At 62.2% G+C, this 17,282-nt stretch carries 16 protein-coding genes and 1 pseudogene; 8 read left to right on the forward strand and 9 right to left on the reverse strand.

Annotation, left to right across the window (positions count from 1 at the left end; all coding sequences use genetic code 11):
• Nucleotides 1-157: 157 nt before the first annotated feature.
• Nucleotides 158-454, reverse strand: coding sequence for a hypothetical protein (locus HDG32_RS05595; protein ID WP_184064207.1), 297 nt, complete (start codon nt 452-454; stop codon nt 158-160).
• 13 nt (nt 455-467) lie between these two features.
• Nucleotides 468-2,195, reverse strand: a complete 1,728-nt coding sequence (locus HDG32_RS05600) for a methyl-accepting chemotaxis protein (protein WP_184064210.1) — start codon at nt 2,193-2,195, stop codon at nt 468-470.
• Between the two features lie 363 nt (nt 2,196-2,558).
• Between HDG32_RS05600 and HDG32_RS05605 the strand changes: the two genes are divergently transcribed.
• Nucleotides 2,559-2,867, forward strand: a complete 309-nt coding sequence (locus HDG32_RS05605; RefSeq protein WP_184032175.1) for a DUF4148 domain-containing protein — start codon at nt 2,559-2,561, stop codon at nt 2,865-2,867.
• 7 nt (nt 2,868-2,874) lie between these two features.
• On the opposite strand, the gene HDG32_RS05610 is transcribed toward HDG32_RS05605, so the two are convergent.
• A complete protein-coding gene (locus tag HDG32_RS05610) occupies nt 2,875-3,063 on the reverse strand; it encodes a hypothetical protein (protein WP_184064213.1) in 189 nt (62 codons plus the stop codon).
• A gap of 425 nt (nt 3,064-3,488) precedes the next feature.
• On the opposite strand from HDG32_RS05610, the gene HDG32_RS05615 reads away from it, so the two are divergent.
• Both HDG32_RS05615 and HDG32_RS37185 read left to right on the forward strand, forming a co-directional pair.
• The gene (locus HDG32_RS05615; protein WP_260335890.1) at nt 3,489-4,574 is read left to right on the forward strand and encodes a class I SAM-dependent methyltransferase; all 1,086 of its coding nucleotides are present in this window, start codon (nt 3,489-3,491) and stop codon (nt 4,572-4,574) included.
• 56 nt (nt 4,575-4,630) lie between these two features.
• Nucleotides 4,631-4,996 (forward strand): hypothetical protein, encoded by a 366-nt coding sequence (locus HDG32_RS37185; RefSeq protein ID WP_184064216.1) that lies wholly within the window; start codon nt 4,631-4,633, stop codon nt 4,994-4,996.
• Nucleotides 4,997-5,063: 67 nt separating this feature from the next.
• Here the strand turns inward: HDG32_RS37185 and HDG32_RS05625 are convergent.
• Nucleotides 5,064-6,150 (reverse strand): annotated as a pseudogene (locus HDG32_RS05625) (MFS transporter); the annotation flags it as partial.
• Nucleotides 6,151-6,187: 37 nt separating this feature from the next.
• Between HDG32_RS05625 and HDG32_RS05630 the strand changes: the two are divergent.
• Together HDG32_RS05630 and HDG32_RS05635 are read left to right on the forward strand one after the other, a co-directional pair.
• A complete protein-coding gene (locus tag HDG32_RS05630) occupies nt 6,188-6,343 on the forward strand; it encodes a hypothetical protein (RefSeq protein WP_184065046.1) in 156 nt (51 codons plus the stop codon).
• Nucleotides 6,344-6,710: 367 nt separating this feature from the next.
• Nucleotides 6,711-9,155, forward strand: a complete 2,445-nt coding sequence (locus HDG32_RS05635; protein ID WP_184064219.1) for a glucose/quinate/shikimate family membrane-bound PQQ-dependent dehydrogenase — start codon at nt 6,711-6,713, stop codon at nt 9,153-9,155.
• Nucleotides 9,156-9,230: 75 nt separating this feature from the next.
• Here HDG32_RS05635 and HDG32_RS05640 read toward each other — a convergent pair whose 3' ends face one another.
• Nucleotides 9,231-9,383: a hypothetical protein gene (locus tag HDG32_RS05640; RefSeq protein WP_184064222.1), complete on the reverse strand. Its 153-nt coding sequence runs from the start codon at nt 9,381-9,383 to the stop codon at nt 9,231-9,233.
• Between the two features lie 174 nt (nt 9,384-9,557).
• Here HDG32_RS05640 and HDG32_RS05645 point away from each other — a divergent pair, with 174 nt between their 5' ends.
• Nucleotides 9,558-10,346: a DUF72 domain-containing protein gene (locus HDG32_RS05645; protein WP_184064224.1), complete on the forward strand. Its 789-nt coding sequence runs from the start codon at nt 9,558-9,560 to the stop codon at nt 10,344-10,346.
• A gap of 138 nt (nt 10,347-10,484) precedes the next feature.
• On the opposite strand, the gene HDG32_RS05650 is transcribed toward HDG32_RS05645, so the two are convergent.
• On the reverse strand, nt 10,485-11,360 hold the full coding sequence (locus tag HDG32_RS05650; protein WP_260335891.1) for an SDR family NAD(P)-dependent oxidoreductase: 876 nt from the start codon (nt 11,358-11,360) through the stop codon (nt 10,485-10,487).
• Between the two features lie 57 nt (nt 11,361-11,417).
• Nucleotides 11,418-12,221 (reverse strand): SDR family NAD(P)-dependent oxidoreductase, encoded by an 804-nt coding sequence (locus HDG32_RS05655; RefSeq protein ID WP_184064227.1) that lies wholly within the window; start codon nt 12,219-12,221, stop codon nt 11,418-11,420.
• Between the two features lie 342 nt (nt 12,222-12,563).
• On the opposite strand from HDG32_RS05655, the gene HDG32_RS05660 reads away from it, so the two are divergent.
• Both HDG32_RS05660 and HDG32_RS05665 read left to right on the forward strand, forming a co-directional pair.
• Nucleotides 12,564-13,706: an aminoglycoside phosphotransferase family protein gene (locus HDG32_RS05660; RefSeq protein WP_221307638.1), complete on the forward strand. Its 1,143-nt coding sequence runs from the start codon at nt 12,564-12,566 to the stop codon at nt 13,704-13,706.
• Between the two features lie 231 nt (nt 13,707-13,937).
• Complete coding sequence (locus tag HDG32_RS05665; RefSeq protein WP_184064230.1) at nt 13,938-14,813, forward strand: enoyl-CoA hydratase-related protein; 876 nt, start codon at nt 13,938-13,940, stop codon at nt 14,811-14,813.
• An 18-nt stretch (nt 14,814-14,831) separates the two neighbouring features.
• Here HDG32_RS05665 and HDG32_RS05670 read toward each other — a convergent pair whose 3' ends face one another.
• Together HDG32_RS05670 and HDG32_RS05675 are read right to left on the reverse strand one after the other, a co-directional pair.
• Nucleotides 14,832-16,412, reverse strand: a complete 1,581-nt coding sequence (locus HDG32_RS05670; RefSeq protein WP_184064233.1) for an AMP-binding protein — start codon at nt 16,410-16,412, stop codon at nt 14,832-14,834.
• A complete protein-coding gene (locus tag HDG32_RS05675) occupies nt 16,409-17,257 on the reverse strand; it encodes an alpha/beta fold hydrolase (protein ID WP_184064236.1) in 849 nt (282 codons plus the stop codon). The genes HDG32_RS05670 and HDG32_RS05675 overlap by 4 nt, the downstream gene beginning before the upstream one ends.
• Between the last annotated feature and the right edge of the window lie 25 nt (nt 17,258-17,282).

Genomic DNA, 17,282 nt, shown 5'->3' on the forward strand with positions numbered 1-17,282 from the left:
AGCGATCCATCCTGTTGATTTTCGCGGGCGTGTTTCGCTGTTGATCCTTCCCGGATCAACACTGCGCGACAGCGCAGTTGCTGCCCGCGACCGATTCCAGCAAACTATTGCATCGACCGGTTGAATCCGCCATTCAAAAGCGGCCGTTCCGGCTCGCTCAAAGGGGCGAGGCCCGGCTTGGGCCGAGTGTGGCGAGGATGACATTGGTGAGTTCGAGCATCGCCGAATGATATTCCGCGGGCAGGGGCACGTCGTCCATCAGTGACATGGTTTCTTCAATGCCCTGCCGGAATGCTCTGGCAATCCCGGCGCGCTGTAACGCCGTCAGGTGGGGCAAGGCGGCATCACGAAACTTGCCCAGCACCATCGCCCGCGCCCCAAGCGCGCTCATTGCCTTCGTGTTGGCGGTCACGAGCTTGGCCATCTGTTCAAGTGCGTCGTTGGTTTGGTTCAATTTTCAGTTCCGCTCAGAATGACTGCCAGTCTGCAGCACCGGTGCCGGCCGCAACCACTGCAGGCCTGTCCGGGGTAACCAGGGGCGCCGTCTCTAGCCTTGTCAACGTGGCGGGACGGGACGTGCGGGCTTTCGGTGCAGGCCGCTGCGGTTCGCTCCCCGCGGCAATCACCCGTGACGGGGAAGTGCCCCGGTTGTCGACCTTGAAGACGGCCACCGCGTCACGCAATCCCTGGGCCTGCTGGGCCAGCGACTGTGCTGCCGCCGAGGCTTGCTCGACCAGCGCCGCATTCTGCTGGGTCACCTCGTCCATCTGGGTGACGGCCGTGTTGACCTGTCCGATGCCGATGCTCTGCTCTTGCGATGCTGCAGCGATCTCGCTCATGATGTCGGTCACGCGCTTCACCGACTGGACAATTTCGTTGATCGTGCTGCCGGCTTCCTCGACCAGCTTCGAGCCGGCGTCAACCCGGGTCACCGACTCGCCAATCAGGTCCTTGATCTCTTTGGCCGCCGTGGCGCTGCGCTGGGCGAGCGTGCGGACCTCGCCCGCCACGACCGCGAAGCCGCGACCCTGTTCACCAGCGCGGGCCGCCTCGACCGCGGCATTGAGCGCGAGGATGTTGGTCTGGAACGCGATGCCTTCAATCACGCTGATGATCTCGGCCACCCTGGCTGAGCTATCGGAGATTCCGTGCATCGTCTCGACCACGCGTCCGATCACTTCCCCGCCGTGTTGCGCGACGCCCGAAGCCGTACTGGCCAGCGTGGTCGCCTGCCTCGCGTTGTCGGCGTTCTGGCGCACCGTCGAGGTCAGTTCCTCCATGGACGAGGCGGTTTCCTCCAGCGACGCGGCCTGCTCTTCGGTCCGTTGCGACAGGTCCAGGTTGCCGGCCGAGATTTCCTGCGCGGCGGTGTCGATCGACCGGGAGCCGTCCCGCACGACACTGATGGTCTGCACCAGCTTGCCTTGCATCGCCTGCAGGCCGCTCATCAGCTGCCCCATCTCGTCGCGCGTGCGGACCTCGACCTGCGTCGTCAGGTCGCCGTCGGCAATCGCCCTGAAATGGCCCAGTGCCTGGGCAAGGGGCGTGCCGATTGCCCGCTGCAGCGACCGCCAGGCCAGTGCCGCCGCACCGAGCGCCATCAGCATACCGGCGAGGGCTACCCAGACGAACGCGTGGAAGCGGGCCCGCGCAGCCTCAAACGTCGCGCGGGCAGCCGTGACCTGGGTCTGGCCAAGTGCGTCCATGCCGTTGGTCACATCGGTGAACAGGGATGGTGGTTGGTGCAAGGTAAGGTCGGAGAGCTTCGCCACATCGTGAGCGGCAATCGCGCTGAACATCGGCTCGAAGCCATCCGCGAGGAGCTTTTCAAGCTTCGAATTCACGTCAGCCGCGCGGCTCGCCTCCTCGGGTCCGGAGAACGGCAGCGCACGATACGCGTCCCACGCCTGCTTCGACGCGGCGAGCAGATCCCGCGCGTCCTGCGCTTGTTGCGGTACGACGGAACCGGTCGGATCCAGTGCGATGCAGAACGTCCAGATGCGCGCTCTCGCTAGTGAAACGCTCGCCCGACCGAGCGCCTCCGAAGAGGCCAGGTTGTTGGAATAAAGCTCTTGCACATCGTTGTTGGCCATCGACACGCCGACGATCCCCATGACGCCGCCGAGGATCAGCAGCACGGCGAGAAAAGCCATTACCAGCGCTAGGCGGGCACGGATACTTAGATTCTTGAACATGGATAAATTAAATGGGAAGCCGATGACGAGGCGTGCGCAAGGCGCAAGACGAAGGAAGCGGGCAGCGCAAGCGCCAACACACGGTTGATAAACAAATCACACATGATGTTTGTATACGGCATTAAGCCGTCAAACTTGATGCCGAACTGCTAACCGCCATTCCGTTCAAGCGTTTTTGTGCGGATAGAAGCCTAGCGACGTTGCAGACGCGGAAACGCTCTGTTGGGTGAAAGGTGATTGTAATGAGATGGTAAGCAGATAAACTGCTTCAACGACTTAGCACAGGCTTCCGCCCCGGCGGTCGTTGTTTCGCTAACCAGTCTTTTCTTTCTGTTTCTGACGCTCAAAATTGGAGATTTCATCATGGCTAAAGCACTCATCCCCGTTCTCGCGCTCGTGTCGGTCCTCGCTCTGCCCACGGTTGCGTCCGCTCACAACAACGGTCCCCTGACGCGCGAGCAGGTGCGCGCGGAACTCGTCCAGCTGCAGAAAGCGGGCTACGACCGCAACCACAGTGACGCGCACTACCCGGCAAACATCCAGGCAGCGCTGGCGAGCGTGGCGGCCCAGCAGCAGGCGTCCAGTGGCTACGGTGGCGTGAAATCGGGTTCGGCCGCTTCGGGGCGACCGACCCAGTGGGCCTCCGATCATTCGATCTACAAAGGAAGTTGATTGGCGATCAGCCGGGTGGCCGGGCGCTTTCAACCGCCCGGCCCGGTGACACACGGCGAGCGGCATCGTCGCGGCTTGCGGGTTCGCCGATGCGGCCCGTTACCGGCAGGAACAGCGCGAGCGGTTCATCGGTAAGCGGCACGAAGCCGTACTTTTTGTAGAAGCTGGCGGCTTCATCGTTGATGGCGTCGACCAACGCACTGAACGCCGAGGGTGTCAGCGGTGCTAACGACTACATCGAACGCATGCGCCAGAAATTGGGCGAGCAGCACAGGGAACGAATTGCCCGAAGGCGTCATAGATCAGCATGGCAATCGAAGTCTAAGCCGCCTAACACGGCGCTTGAAAAATAAACTGCCTCGACTTAGGAATCGTTTTTCGAGGTCCCTTGGCCGAATGGCGGGTCGCGTCTCATCAAGAGACGTTCGTCATGCGTTTGCAGAGGACCGCTTGCGGCCCAACCCGGAAATTCGGGTTCCGGCCGAGAGTAACGGAGCGCGCCAGCGCCACCAATTCGGGATTCCGCCGAGTGCGAGCAGGCCTGCGGAGTGGCCGCTCGCCCCCGCTCCAACCAGAGGTTCGACACGTAGCCATTATTCGACTAGGCTTATCAGAAGCCCCATGCTGCACAAACGCGTTGAAAACCCGCCAGGAAAGATTCGATTCAAACACCTGATTGCAGGCTATCTCACGATAAGCTACCGACCCATGGACGACATCTCTCCGCAGGCCTTCGTCGATGCCGCGATCGCCTATCAGAAGACTGCCGCGGTGAAAGCCGCCGTCGAGCTCGATCTGTTCACCGCGATAGCGGACGAGCACGGCGACGTTAAGCGTATAGCCGAGCGGGTAAAGGCCGCCGAGCGCGGTGTGCGCATACTCTGCGACTTTCTGACCGTGCACGGGTTTCTGCAGAAGGAAACGGGACAGTACCGATTGACGCCGTCGACCACCGCATTCCTGACGACTTCCTCGCCGGCCTGGATGGGGAGCATCGTGGATTTCCTGGCGGCTCCTGAAATGACGGCACTGTGGCTGGACGACCCCGCCGCGTTCGTTCGCAACGGAGGAGCCGTGGGGCTGGGCAACATCGCGCCGGAGCATCCCGTCTGGGTGAAGTTCGCGCGTGCGATGGCACCGTTCGTGACACAAACCGCACAGAGCATCGCGCAACACGTGAGTGCGCGGCCTCAGGCATTGAAGCGCGTGCTGGACATTGCAGCCGGGCATGGGCTGTTCGGAATCGCGATCGCCGAAGCGATCCCCGGCGCGGAAATCGTGGCGACCGACTGGCAACCGGTTCTCGAGGTCGCGACGGAGAACGCCGCAGCGGCCGGTGTCAGTTCGCGTTACCGCACGGTCGCCGGCAGTGCGTTCGAAGTCGATTGGGGTACGAATTTCGATCTGGCGCTGGTCACGAACTTCCTGCACCACTTCGATCCGCCAACCTGCGTGGAATTACTCTCCAAAGTCCGCAGGAGCCTCAGTCCCGCAGGGCGAGCGCTCGCGGTGGAATTTGTTCCCGACGAGGATCGCGTGTCGCCGCCGTTCGCAGCCGCGTTTTCCTTTATGATGCTTGCGTCCACGCCGCAAGGCGACGCGTACACCGCGCGCGAACTCGAGCAAATGGGCCGCGAAGCCGGCTTTTCCAACGTAACGGTGACGCCGCTGCCACCTTCGCCGCAAGCCCTCGTTGCATTCGAGTAGCGCACACCCCGCGCGCTCCAGGCACCGCATTTCGTCATGGAGACGGCGTTCAGACGATGTCGATGTTGAAGGTTGCGCTGCCGGCCGACCTGACGGTCGACGCCGAGCTGGAGCTCGGCACGGGCGTGGGCGGCTATCTTTCGCCGTCGCGGCCGCCCGACGACGTACGCGTCTTGCTGGCGTACAAAACCTGGTCGGTCTTGCTCATCCTGCGGGTCGATGCCGCTCGCAGCCTCGTCGATACCGGAGAACTCTCACTTGCAGTGATCGCCAGAGAGACCGGATTTGGCGATACCGAAAGAATGCGCAGAGCATTCGTCAGGACTCGGCCACCCCCCTCATTGCTTCACGGGATTTTCAGGAAGGGTTCCGCACCTTGTCCACGGCTCAGTCCCTGCACATGGTTGCGGCGCGATTGGTAGTAAACGTGTACACGGCGATCCGTCAGCGGGCCGCGCATAATCGTTGCCTGCCTGAAGGCCGTACGTTTCAGCGGATATCGAAGTATGGATGCCGAAAGCAGGCGCGTCCGGCGACGCCAAGCACATCACTTGCGGGCTGGATGGTCGCCACCGCGAGACCCGCTCCTGCGAATGCGCACGCGGCGGACACCAGCGCGACGGCGCGCAGCGCGTCAGTGATGGCGTCGGCTTCCGCCTGCGCCACGGGTGTCTGCGGCGCCGTATGAGCATCGCCGGCTGCCGCCCCGGTTTGCGCGTCCGGCTCCAGCAACCGCCCGGTCTGGCGTGCGCCCTGAGGAACGTGCAGTTCGTCGAGCCGCGCCGACAGTTCCGCGTGGTGTGACCACACGAACACGATGCCGAGCACCGCGATCGCCAGCAGGCTGGCTACGCGTGCAACCGCGTTGTTGATGCCGGATGCGACGCCTGCGCGGTCGGCCGGCACCGACTCCATCACTGTCGTCGTGAGTGGCACGACCGTGATGGTCATGCCGAGTCCGAGCACGGCAAGCGCAGGGGAATCCGGCCCACTAGCTACCGCGCACGAAAGGCAGCGCGAGCATCACGAACCCGATTCCGGCGACGCCCGGGGCAGCGCTCAACAGCGCCCGTGAACCGAAGCGGCTCGTCAGGTTGCCGGTGAAGCGCGACAACGAGCCGATGATGACCGGCACTGGCAGCAGCGCCGCGCCCGCTTCGGTTGCGGTGTAGCCATGTGCGCGGATCAGCGTGAACGGCAGGAAGAACAGTACGCCGCCCAGACCGAAGTGGAGCAGCAACGTCACGAGGCTGGCGCTGGTGAAATCGCGCGAGCGGAACACGTCGAGCGGCATCATGGGGTGACGGCTGTTCGCTTCGATCATCACGAATGCGGCCAGCACAAACACGCCGACGCCGATCGCGCACAGTACGAGCGGATGCCCGAAGCCATGCGCCAACGCCTGGGTCAGGCCATCGGTGAGAGCGGCGAGCCCCGCTGCCGCGCTCAGCGCGCCGGGCCAGTCCGACTGTTGAGGCGCATCGAGCTTGTGGCTGTTCGGCACCGACAAAATCGCGAGCGCAATCGTCACCGCTGCAAGCGGGACGTTGAGGAAGAAGATCGCGCGCCACGACAGCGAAGACCGCGCACATCGTCGCTGCGCAAGCGAGCCCGTGCGAGACATCGGGGTCTTCACGCTGGCGTCGGCCGCTTGCGGGCTTGCGCCGAACGCGGGTTCGCTGATCGCCGCCCGCGCGGTGCAGGGCATTGGCGCGGCGCTCTTCGTGCCCAGCAGTCTGGCGATCATCGGCGCCGTATTCGAAGGGTGAAAAAAGCGCCCTCAAAAGATCTCCCGCCTCCTGCCCAGCGGGCGCCAAGGGCTTTTATGCGGGGCTGACAGGCAAGGGGCCGAGATCGCTCGATGCGTCATCATCGCTGTGGCGCAGCATGATTCAATTGACCGTCGCCAACGAAGCGGCATATCTTGAGCATTGCCGACGCTATGCTCTCGACCACCTGGGCCAACAGGTCAGATAGCGAGGTATCGGTTGCATGTCCGCGGCAGGTTCGATCTCATCGCTGCACGCGCGATAACCCGCGAGAAGTCAGGCGCCTGCATCGAACAACAGGACAGACCAGGCCCATCTTTTGCGGTCTGCGCGCGCACGTCGTTCTTGATTAGGGTGGAAGATCATCATGTCGAGACAGCCCGGTTGGTCAGTCGTCATCGGTGCCATCACACTTGTGTTTCTCGCGCTCACTTCGCTTTACCTCGTGATCGGCGGAGCATGGCTGATTGCCGTAGGCGGGTCGTGGTACTACCTGATCACGGGCCTGCTGCTCGCAGTAGTGACGTGGTTGCTTTACCGGCGCAAGCCCGCTGCGCTCGTTCTCTATGCGCTCGTGATGATTGCGACGGCGGTCTGGGCACTGTGGGAGTCCGGCACGGACTTCTGGGCATTGGCTCCGCGCTCCGGGGTGCTGGTCATTTTCGGCGTGTGGCTACTGCTGCTCGTGAGCTGGCGGATGGAGGGCGCACGCGGGCTCGGCATTGGTTCGCTCGTCGTTGCATTGGCTGTCTGGGCGGGCGTGCTCATCTACGCGAACTTCAACGACCCGCAAACGGTCAACGGGAGCTTCAGTGCGGCATCGGCGGCCCCCGCAGAGACCGGTGATAGCGCCGCCGACTGGCCGGCCTACGCGCGCACCCAGGCCGGTACCCGCTATTCCCCGCTGACTCAAATCACGCCTGCAAACGTCAAGGACTTACAGGTCGCGTGGACCTTCCGGACCGGGGATAGCAAAGGCCCCAACGACCCCGTCGAGATTACGGACGAAGTCACGCCGATCAAGATCGGCGAGACCTTGTTTCTATGCTCGCCGCATCAGATCCTATGGGCGTTGGATGCGCGGACCGGCAAGTTGAAATGGAAATTCGATCCGCAACTGAAGGCCGATCCGTCGTTCCAGCACGTGACCTGCCGTGGTGTGTCTTACGTCGATCTTTCCGCGGCAGGTCCCGCGCCGAGGGCTGATCAGCCCTCGGGCGCATCGGCCGCTGCGCCGGATCAGCAGGCAGCATCGGCCGCGGCGCCCGCTGCGACTGCCGCGACCGCCGGGGCCTGCATGCGCCGCATCTATCTGCCCGTCAACGATGGCCACCTGTATGCGCTCGACGCGGAGACAGGGGCGCTGTGCAAAACCTTTGCCAACGGCGGCGATCTCGATCTCCAGCACAACCAGCCGGTGACGACCCCCGGCATGTATGAGCCGACCTCGCCGTCGGTCATCACGAACGACGTGATCGTCGTCGCGGGCGCGGTCGAGGACAACTATTCGACGCGCGAGCCGTCGGGCGTGATCCGCGGCTTCGATGTGCGTTCCGGCGAACTGCTGTGGGTGTTCGACCCGGGCGCGAAGGACCCGAATCAGAATCCTCCCGCCGGCGGTCACTACACGCTCACGTCCCCGAACTCGTGGGCGCCCGCTGCATACGATCCCAAGCTGGACATCGTCTATCTGCCGATGGGCGTGACCACGCCGGACATCTGGGGCGGCAACCGGACGGCGGAGCAGGAGCGTTTCGCGAGTGGCCTGCTCGCGCTGCACGCGTCGACGGGCAAGCTCGCGTGGTTCTATCAGACGGTCCACCACGACCTGTGGGACATGGACCTGCCATCGCAGCCCACGCTCGCGGACATTACCGACGTCAAGGGCAATACCGTGCCTGTCGTGTATGCGCCGGCCAAAACCGGCAACCTGTTCGTGCTCGACCGGCGCACGGGCGTGCCGGTGGTGCCGGCTCCGGAGCGTCCGGTGCCGCAGGGTGCGGCGCCCGGCGACCATGTTTCGCCTACCCAGCCGTTCTCCGGACTGACATTCCGGCCATCGAAGGATCTCACCGATGCCGACATGTGGGGCGCCACGATGTACGACCAGCTGGTATGCCGGATCATGTTCCACAAGCTGCGCTATGAAGGCACCTTCACACCTCCGTCGGTGCAGGGGACGCTGGTTTTTCCCGGCAATCTCGGCATGTTCGAGTGGGGCGGCATGGCGGTCGACACAGATCGCCAGATTGCGGTCGCCAATCCGATTGCGCTGCCGTTCGTTTCGCGGCTGATTCCGCGTGGCCCGGGCAATCCGATTCAGCCGGTACCGGGCGCGAAAGGTTCGGGGACGGAGACCGGAATTCAGCCGCAATACGGCGTTCCGTTCGGCGTGACACTGAATGCGTTCATGTCGCCGGTCGGTCTTCCTTGCAAGCAACCTGCCTGGGGCTTCATTTCGGCGATCGATCTGAAGACCAACCATATCGTATGGAAGAAGCGGATCGGAACGGTGCGGGACAGCTCGCCGATTCCGTTGCCGTTCAAGATGGGGATGCCGATGCTCGGCGGCCCGATCATCACGGCGGGCGGCGTGGCGTTCATCGGCGCGACGGCCGACAACTACATTCGCGGCTTCGACGTGAACAACGGCAGGCAGCTCTGGCAGGCGCGTCTGCCCGCCGGCGGGCAGGCAACGCCGATGAGCTATTCGGTCAACGGACGTCAGTTCGTGGTGATTGCGGCAGGCGGTCACGGCTCATTCGGTACGAAGCTCGGCGACTACGTGATTGCCTATGCGTTGCCGCAATAGCAAAGCGGTGAAGCAGGGTGGACGTGCGTGGACAGGACTGCCACGTCCACGCACGGCAATGCGGTCATCTGTTTGTCACTGACTTGCGGCGGACGGCGAACTGCTCGCCGCCGAATCCGAGTTGGCTGTTCCACCCGCCTTATCGGCGGGCTTGCAGCCCGCGCACATCGCGGCGATAGCTATCGTGATCGCGCTCGCGAGTAGCCGGCGGTAGAGGATGGGTTTCATGACATCTCCTGTGGTTGGGTGGCATCCGATCAATACTTGCGACGCAATCGGACAGCACTCGTCGGGCTATCCTGCAGAGCTATGCATCTCCTGTTCCCGCTACCTTGAATTCACGTCAGTGCGAGAATCTGTCGGTCACTCCGCGTACTGAGAAACCCAATATGGGCTCCGACCTTGCCGGATAAAACCCCCCCGAATCATGCGACGCCTCGCGAGAACCGTTGCACGGCATCGCCGATACGAATCGGTTGTGCAGGATGGGGACTGTCGGCCAAGGTAGCGGCGCGGTTTCCTGCGCACGGAAGCCATCTCGAGCGGTATGCCCGGATCTTTTCTGCGGTTGAAATCAATTCGTCGTTCTATCGTTCGCACCAGCCGAAGACGTATGCTCGGTGGGCTGCAAGCGTGCCCGATGCATTCCGGTTCTCTGTCAAGGTTCCACGGAGGATTTCGCACGAGCTCAGGTTGCGCGACGCGGATGCCACCGTTAAAGAATTCGTGCGTGAGGTCACGCCGTTGGGTGAAAAACTGGGGTGCCTGTTGCTTCAGTTGCCGCCCCGCCTGGCGTTGGATACGGTCCCGGCGCGAGATTTTTTTTCGCTGCTGCGCGGCCTCACGGCAGCGCATATCGTCTGCGAACCGCGCCACGCAACGTGGTTTACCGAGGAGGGCGCGCAAACGCTGAAAAATGCGGGGATCGCTTGCGTGCGCGCGCATCCGTCGCCGATCGCCGGCGTCGAACCGGTCGGTGATCCGGGTACGCTGTACATCCGTTTGCATGGCTCGCCGGAGATCTATTATTCGGCATACGACGAGCCGTTCATCGAAGCGGTGGCTGCGCGGATTTTGGACGCTCGAAACTCTAACTCCGAGGTCTGGTGTATTTTCGACAATACCGCGCGCGGTGAGGCGGTACCTAATGCTCTGACACTGATGGAAAAATTAGAGAAGACCCCTTGCTGAGATAAGCCTTTCGAAGAGATCGTGACAAGCGCGTGTCTTTGCGCACGAATAGCAATCTGTATCGGTAGCAGTCGATCGCGAGCGAACTATGGGTCGGGTCGTGGATAGAGGGCGATCCGCGATGGTCGTGGAGTCCGCCTAGCTGACCGTGAAGCCGCCGTCCGCGGCGATGATCTGCCCGGTGACATAGCTTGCGGCAGGGCTTGCGAGAAAGAATACGCTCTGTGCAATTTCGATCGGGGCGGCCATTCGTCCCATCGGAATCCGTCCTGCGCCTACGATCGGCCCTCGAATCTTGAACGTCGCGCTGATGTTCTTGCCGCCCTCGCTGGCCATGCCGCCTGGAAGGATTGAATTGACGCGGATTCCGTCGGCCGCGAACTCGCTGGCCAGTGATCGCGTGATGCTGTCCACGCCGGCCTTGGCGGCGTCGTAATGGGCGTTGACGCCCCACAGCGTGGGTCGAAGCGCGCCAACGGAGGAGATGTTGACGATCGAGCCGCCGCCGTTCGCCTTCATGCGCGTGATAGCCTCTCGGCAACACAGGAACGTGCCCCGCAGCGTGACGTCTTGCATCTGGTCCCATTGTTCGACGGACATTTCAAAGAATTCGGCCTTCGAACGATGCGCCGCGTTGTTGATCAGAATGTCGACACCGCCAAACTTCGTATCGACGGCTGCGAATAGTGCCTTGACGGATGCTTCGTCGGCCACGTCGACTTTGCATGGCATCGCAATGCCGCCGTCCGCATCGATATCCGACGCTGTTGCAGACGCCGCATCGGGGTTCAAGTCGGCAATCACGACCTTGGCGCCGGCCTCGGCGAGCAGTCGCGCAGTCTCGCGACCGAGACCTTGCGCAGAGCCGGTAACAACGGCGGTCTTGCCCGTGAGATTGAACCTCTGCGCGAGGTGCGCGCCGATCTGGGTTTCACTAAACATGGAATGCTCCGTTTCGAGTGTCGATGAAGGTCGCGCTGTTCGGTTCGCTTCAGTCTTGCCGCTCTGGCCCAATCGTTTGTAGTTCATCGGAATTCACCAGACAGTGAAGATGATTGGGTGCGGACGTCTTCAGCTAAGCAGAAATCCGCCGTCGAGCGTAATCGATTGGCCCGTCATGTAGCGGCCTGACGGCCCTGCGAGGTACAGCACCGCGGCGGCAATATCGGCGGGATCGCCCCATCCAAGCGGCAGACGTCGCTCCACATCCGTACCGGGTCCCGTGAGCTTTCCTGTTTTCAGGCGAGCCTGCATATCCGGATGAAACTGAACCTTGCCGGGCACTGCACCGGGAAGCACGCAGTTGACGAGAATCTGGTCGCGGGCATAGTCCAGCGCTGCGGAGCGCACTAAACCCGCTACGCCTGCTCGCGCGGCACCGTAGGCGCCATTACCATTCAGTACGGCATGCGTGGCTCCCATGGTAGTCACGTTCACGATGCGTCCACCCCGGCCTGCGGCGAGCATGTGCCTGAGCGCTTCTCGCATGCAAAAGAACACAGACTTCAGGTCGATCGCCATCACTTCGTCCCAGGCGGCTTCGGAGAACTCCGTAAGCGGCCCGTTATTGGTCATGGCCGCGCAATTGACCACGATGTCCGGGCTACCCCAGGCTGCGCTGACCTGATTGAACAACGCAATCACGGAGGCTTCACGTTCCACGTCTGCCTCGATAGCGATTGCTTCGCCGCCCGCCGAAACGATCTTGTCGACGACCGATTGCATGTGCGCTGCGCTGTGATCGGCGACTACGACCCGTGCGCCAGCCTCGGCCAGCACAGGGGCGATATCGATGCTGGAATTGCATCCCTTGTCAGTCACGACAGCGATTTTTCCGCTGATGCCGAATAGCCGCTCAAGCAAGGATGTGGTCATCGAGTTATCTCCAGGGGGCTGCGTGTCGTTTTTTACGAATTCTAGCGACAACGTCCGACGCGCAATGGTTACCGTGGGGAACAATTAGAGTGAGCTGGTTTCACCAATCCCGCGCTCTAACGAACGGCAGGAATGAAGCGACTCAGCGCGGTGCTAGCGGGCCTCGTCGAAACGGTGAGCGAAAATACGCACATCGTTCCAAAAACGCAACGATAATACCAGCCGGGATTTCCCTCGTTGCGGGTCTTCAGACGTGCCGCACAACATGCGCGTGGAGAACGTCGGTCCGGCAATGATGATGTCGGCACGAACGCACATACAACCTCACAGGAAGGCGCCAAGATGAATGTTGCGAAAAGAAGCCCCGCCCGGATGGAATCGCACCGACCGCAGCCAGGTACCGGCACGCTTCCTTTGCAGGTTGAGGACATCACCTCTTCGTGGCTGACGTCGGCGCTCGCGCGCAGCCATGAAGGGGTAGCCGTCGAATCACTGGCCATCGACGAGGTGATGTACGGCACGGCTACCAAAGTCAGGGTGCGTCTTGCTTACAACGCAACAGGGCGCGAGCTTCGCTTGCCGGAGTCTCTGATCGTCAAGGGCGGTTTCGTACCCGAGTACCGGAACTTGAACGCCTACATATACGAATACGAGGCGAAGTTCTTCAAGGAAGTCCATCCCTGCTTGCGTGCAAATGTGCCTGCCTGCTTCTATGCAGAGACCGACAGTCGAAGCGGGCAGTCGATCGTGATCCTCGAGGATCTACGTTCACGGGAAGTGGAATTCTGTCGCGTGCAGCGGACGCTGACGTTTGCGCAGGCGGCGGCAAACCTGGACGCGCAAGCGCGGTGGCACGCGCAGTTCTGGCAATCGCCTGCGCTCGAAAGCGATGGCGAACTGGCGTGGCTCGCGTCGCAAGACCCGCTGCCCGATGGCGAGTCCGGCACCTATCACTGGGGCCAGTTGAAACCCGAGGTGTTCGCCAGCTATACACAGTTGCCGCGCGGGGCCGCCGTGCCAAAGCGGTTTCACGATCGTGACTGGATGGAGCGGGCGCTCCTCGATCTGCGCGCTTTCGACCGCATCGGGCCGATGACGTTTCTCCATGGCGATGTTCACCTCGGAAACCTGTATTTCGACCGCGACGGCACGCCCGGCTTTCTCGACTGGCAGTCATATCGACGCGGACCGTGGGCTCATGACGTCACGTACTTCCTGATATCGGCTCTGGATATCGCGGATCGGCCGAGATGGGAGCGCGCGTTGCTCGAATACTATCTTGAGCGGCTCTCCTTTCACGGCGTCAACAACCCGCCGTCATTTGAAAGCGCGCTAGATGCCTACCGGCGCCACATCGTCTATGGGCTGTTCTTCTGGCTCGTGAATCCGGTGGAGTGGCAGGTCGAAGTCAACAATTGTGCAGTTGCGCCTCGGTTCGCGATGGCGGCACTCGATCACGAGATTCATGACCTCATGGGCCGATAACCCACCAGGCGCTGAGCGACACGCACTTGACGTCGCCATCTCCGCAGGAGTACAGTTTTGAGATCGATATTCAAAAATGTGAATGCCGGGAATAATGTAGGAGGCAAAGCATGTCGGAAATGGTCGCTCGACGCAGCACAACTGGCCCAGCGTGTATGCGTGGGCAGGGGCTTGCTAACAACCGTTAGGCGCACAGTGCCCGCCATCGTCAAACGCCACAGCGGATAACCGATGACGCATTGCAAGCCGCATCGCTTCGCCGACGTCGAGTATCGTGTAGAAGACGAAATCGCTATCGTCACGATGAGCCATCCGCCAGTCAACGGATTAGGTCTGGGAATCCGTCGCGGACTCGTTGCTGCGTTTGAAGCGGCCCGGTGCGACGCGCGGGTTCGCGCGATCGTACTCAATGGCAGTGGACGCGGCTTTTCCGCGGGAGGTGATATTCGCGAGTTCGGCACTTCCGCTGCCACAGCTTGGCCAGCATTGTCGCTGCACGTTCATCCGGTGATCGAGGCGAGCGACAAGCCGGTTGTAGCCGCTATCCACGGGTTTGCCATTGGCGGTGGTCTGGAAACCGCGTTGGTGTGCCACTACCGTGTGGTCGCGGACAATGCGCAGATCGGTCTGCCCGAATGCAAGCTCGGCGTGATCCCTTTGTCCGGCACGCAGCGCTTGCCGCGTGTGCTGGGCTTCGCGAAGTCGATCGAATTCATTCTTGGTGCTCAAATCGTGCGCGCGGGAACCTTCCGGGGCAGCGCGTTATTTGACCGGATCGTCGATGGCGATGGGCATGAAATGTCGCGCCTTGCGATCGAGCTTGCGCGTGAGAAGATAGGCGGTACATCGTTGCCATTGATTCGCCGGTTGCCATTGCCTGATGGCGATCCGGTTTCCATTGTCGCTAAAGCGCGCTCACGCCTCAGCTGTAGCGATGCAATAGAAAGCCAGTGTCTGGATGCCATCGCCGCCGCAGCCGAGTCACCCGATTTCGATGCCGGCATGGCCGCAGCGCGTGCGATCTACGATCGGCTCGTTTCGTCCGATCAGGTGTCAATGCAACGAGATCGGTTTTTCAAGTCGCGCCGGGACGGCTCCGCTCGATAAGCACCCGCTGATTTGCTACTACGCGGAAAGTTGCTCGCGCAGATCGCCTTTTCGCACCTTTCCCGAAGGCGTGCGCGGCAGTTCTGCAACGATGCAAAGTTGCTCGGGCGTCTTTTGCTTCGCCACGCCCGCGCCGGCAAAGTGGGTCTGGACTGCGATCAGGTCGAGCGACATGCGTTCGTGCAAGACGACGACCGCACAGACTCTTTCTCCATATCGTGCGTCTGGCTGCGCCACGACGGCGACATCGCGCACGGCCGGGTGAGTGGCAAGAACTCGCTCTACTTCGAGCGACGATATATTTTCTCCTCCGCGAATGACGATGTCCTTCTTTCGGTCCATGATGGTCAGGCAGCCGTTTGCGTCGAGACGGCCGATATCGCCGGTCCGGAACCATCCGTCGTGAGTGAACGCGACCGCATTGAGCGCCGGGTCGGTGTAGCCGACAAACAGCTCCGGTCCCTTGATCAGAATCTCGCCGTTGCGTCCGGCAGGCAGGTCGCAGTCCAACTCGTCGACAACGCGCACCTGCGAGCCGGGTTGAATGCGACCGTCCGTGCAGGCCCGGATATCAAAAGGCGAATCGGCCCAGCCGACACTCACTGTCGAATGCTCGGTCAGCCCGTATGCGCGGGTTCCCGCGAAGCCGGCCCGATCGGCCATGGCGACGTGCTCCGGCGTGACACCCGTGCCGCCGAGACCGTAAGAAGCGAGGGACGCCAGGCTGCGCCCGTCGCGGCGGGCGGCTTCGAGGAGCCCCTGGAGATGAAACGGTGTGCCGCCCGAGAGGCGCACGCGATACTCATCGACCAGTCGCGCGGCAAGCGAGGCGTCCCATCGGTCCATGAACACCATCTCGGTGCCTGTAATGAATGGACGCAACAGGAAATTGAAGCCTGCAATATGGCCAGCAGGGAAGGGCGTGAGATACGGACCAGGCCCGTCGATGAACGGAATCTGCCACTCTGCGCCTACTGTGCGATGAGAGTGCTGCACGCCTTTGGGCGAAGCTGTCGTTCCTGACGTGTACAGCAGCAGGCAGATGTCTTCCGACGTTGGCGGGTCAGCAGGGCGTTGTTCATGCGTTGTCGCGGCGAGTCGTTGCAGCGCGCCAAACGTGATGCCGTTCGAGGGCGCCCGATTGCCAACGACGATCACGCGCTCGAGGTCGGGCGTGTCGCCGAGCGCGGCGACACGCTCCAGGTAGTCGGTTCGGGACCAGAAATCGGGCACGCACAGAACGCGGGCGCGGGATTGCCGAAGGATGAAGCCGACTTCGGCGGGACCGTAGATGTGTACGATCGGCACGAGTACCGCACCGATCTCCAGTGCAGCCAGATACAGAAGCGCAGTCTCGCGCTGAGTGGGAAGCTGTATCGCGATCACATCGCCTCGACGCAGACCGAGGGCTGTGAGTGCCTTGCCAATCTCTTTCGCGTCGTGCAGCAGGGACTCGGTGGTGCAAGTGTAGGCACCGGCCTGGGTATGAAAATGGAGTGGCGTCGCACCGTGCTTTTCGACGGCGCGCGCAATCAGGGCCGCAAGAGGCAAACCGCTCGACCACGGCGCAGTTTTCGATTCGCCCGGATTGGAATTCATGCTAGCAAGGCTCGCAAGAGGCTCACCAGCGCGAGTGGCTGGTCAAGCATCATGTGATGGCCTGCGCGTGGCATCGTGATGGGACCGTTCGCGCCGGGAATCGCAGCTACGATGCGGCGCGCGCGATCGGCGCTGACCACGCTGCTGCACTCGGCGTGCACGTAGCTGACGGGAACCGCGATGCGGGTCAGCAGGTCTTCTTCGCCTTCGACCGGCTGGAGATTCCGCAACTTCGGGTCGAAGCGCCATACCCAGCCGTCGGCGGTTTGACGAAGTGATGTCCGCGCGAGATGCTCGAGCAGCCACGGCTCGCAATCTTGTTCCGGGATGAGTCGAAAGCGACTGAGTGCAGTACGCCAGTCCGGATAGGGGCGGGGCGGCGGGCGTCGTTCCACTGCAGGCAAGGTTTCGCCGCGTAGCATGAAATACGAATCGAGCACGACTGCATGCGAGAGACGATCGGGAAAGGTCGCGCACGCCTGGAGCAGACGCGATCCGCCGAAACTGTGGCCCACCGAGACGCACGGTCCAGAGCCGATTGCATCCACGACAGCGACGAGGTCGCGCACGAAAACGTCGGCGCTGTATTCCTGCCTGTAGGCGCTCTCGCCCATGCCGCGGAAATCCAGAGCAAAGACGCGAAAGCGATCGGTGAAGAAGGGCGCAATGAAGTCCCACCAGTGCGTGTGCCCGAGAAAACCGTGTGCGAAGACAAGTGGCGGCTTACCGGTGTCTGCGGCGTTCCACGAGACATAATGGACAGTCACCCCGCCGCCTTCGGTGAAGTGAGATCGACGCGGCTGGGCCATGGCGTGGTCGAACCATGAGGGGACACGATCGTTCATTGCGGATTTTCCATTACCTGAGGCT

The organism is Paraburkholderia sp. CI2 (assembly GCF_014201055.1).
Taxonomy (GTDB): domain Bacteria; phylum Pseudomonadota; class Gammaproteobacteria; order Burkholderiales; family Burkholderiaceae; genus Paraburkholderia; species Paraburkholderia tuberum.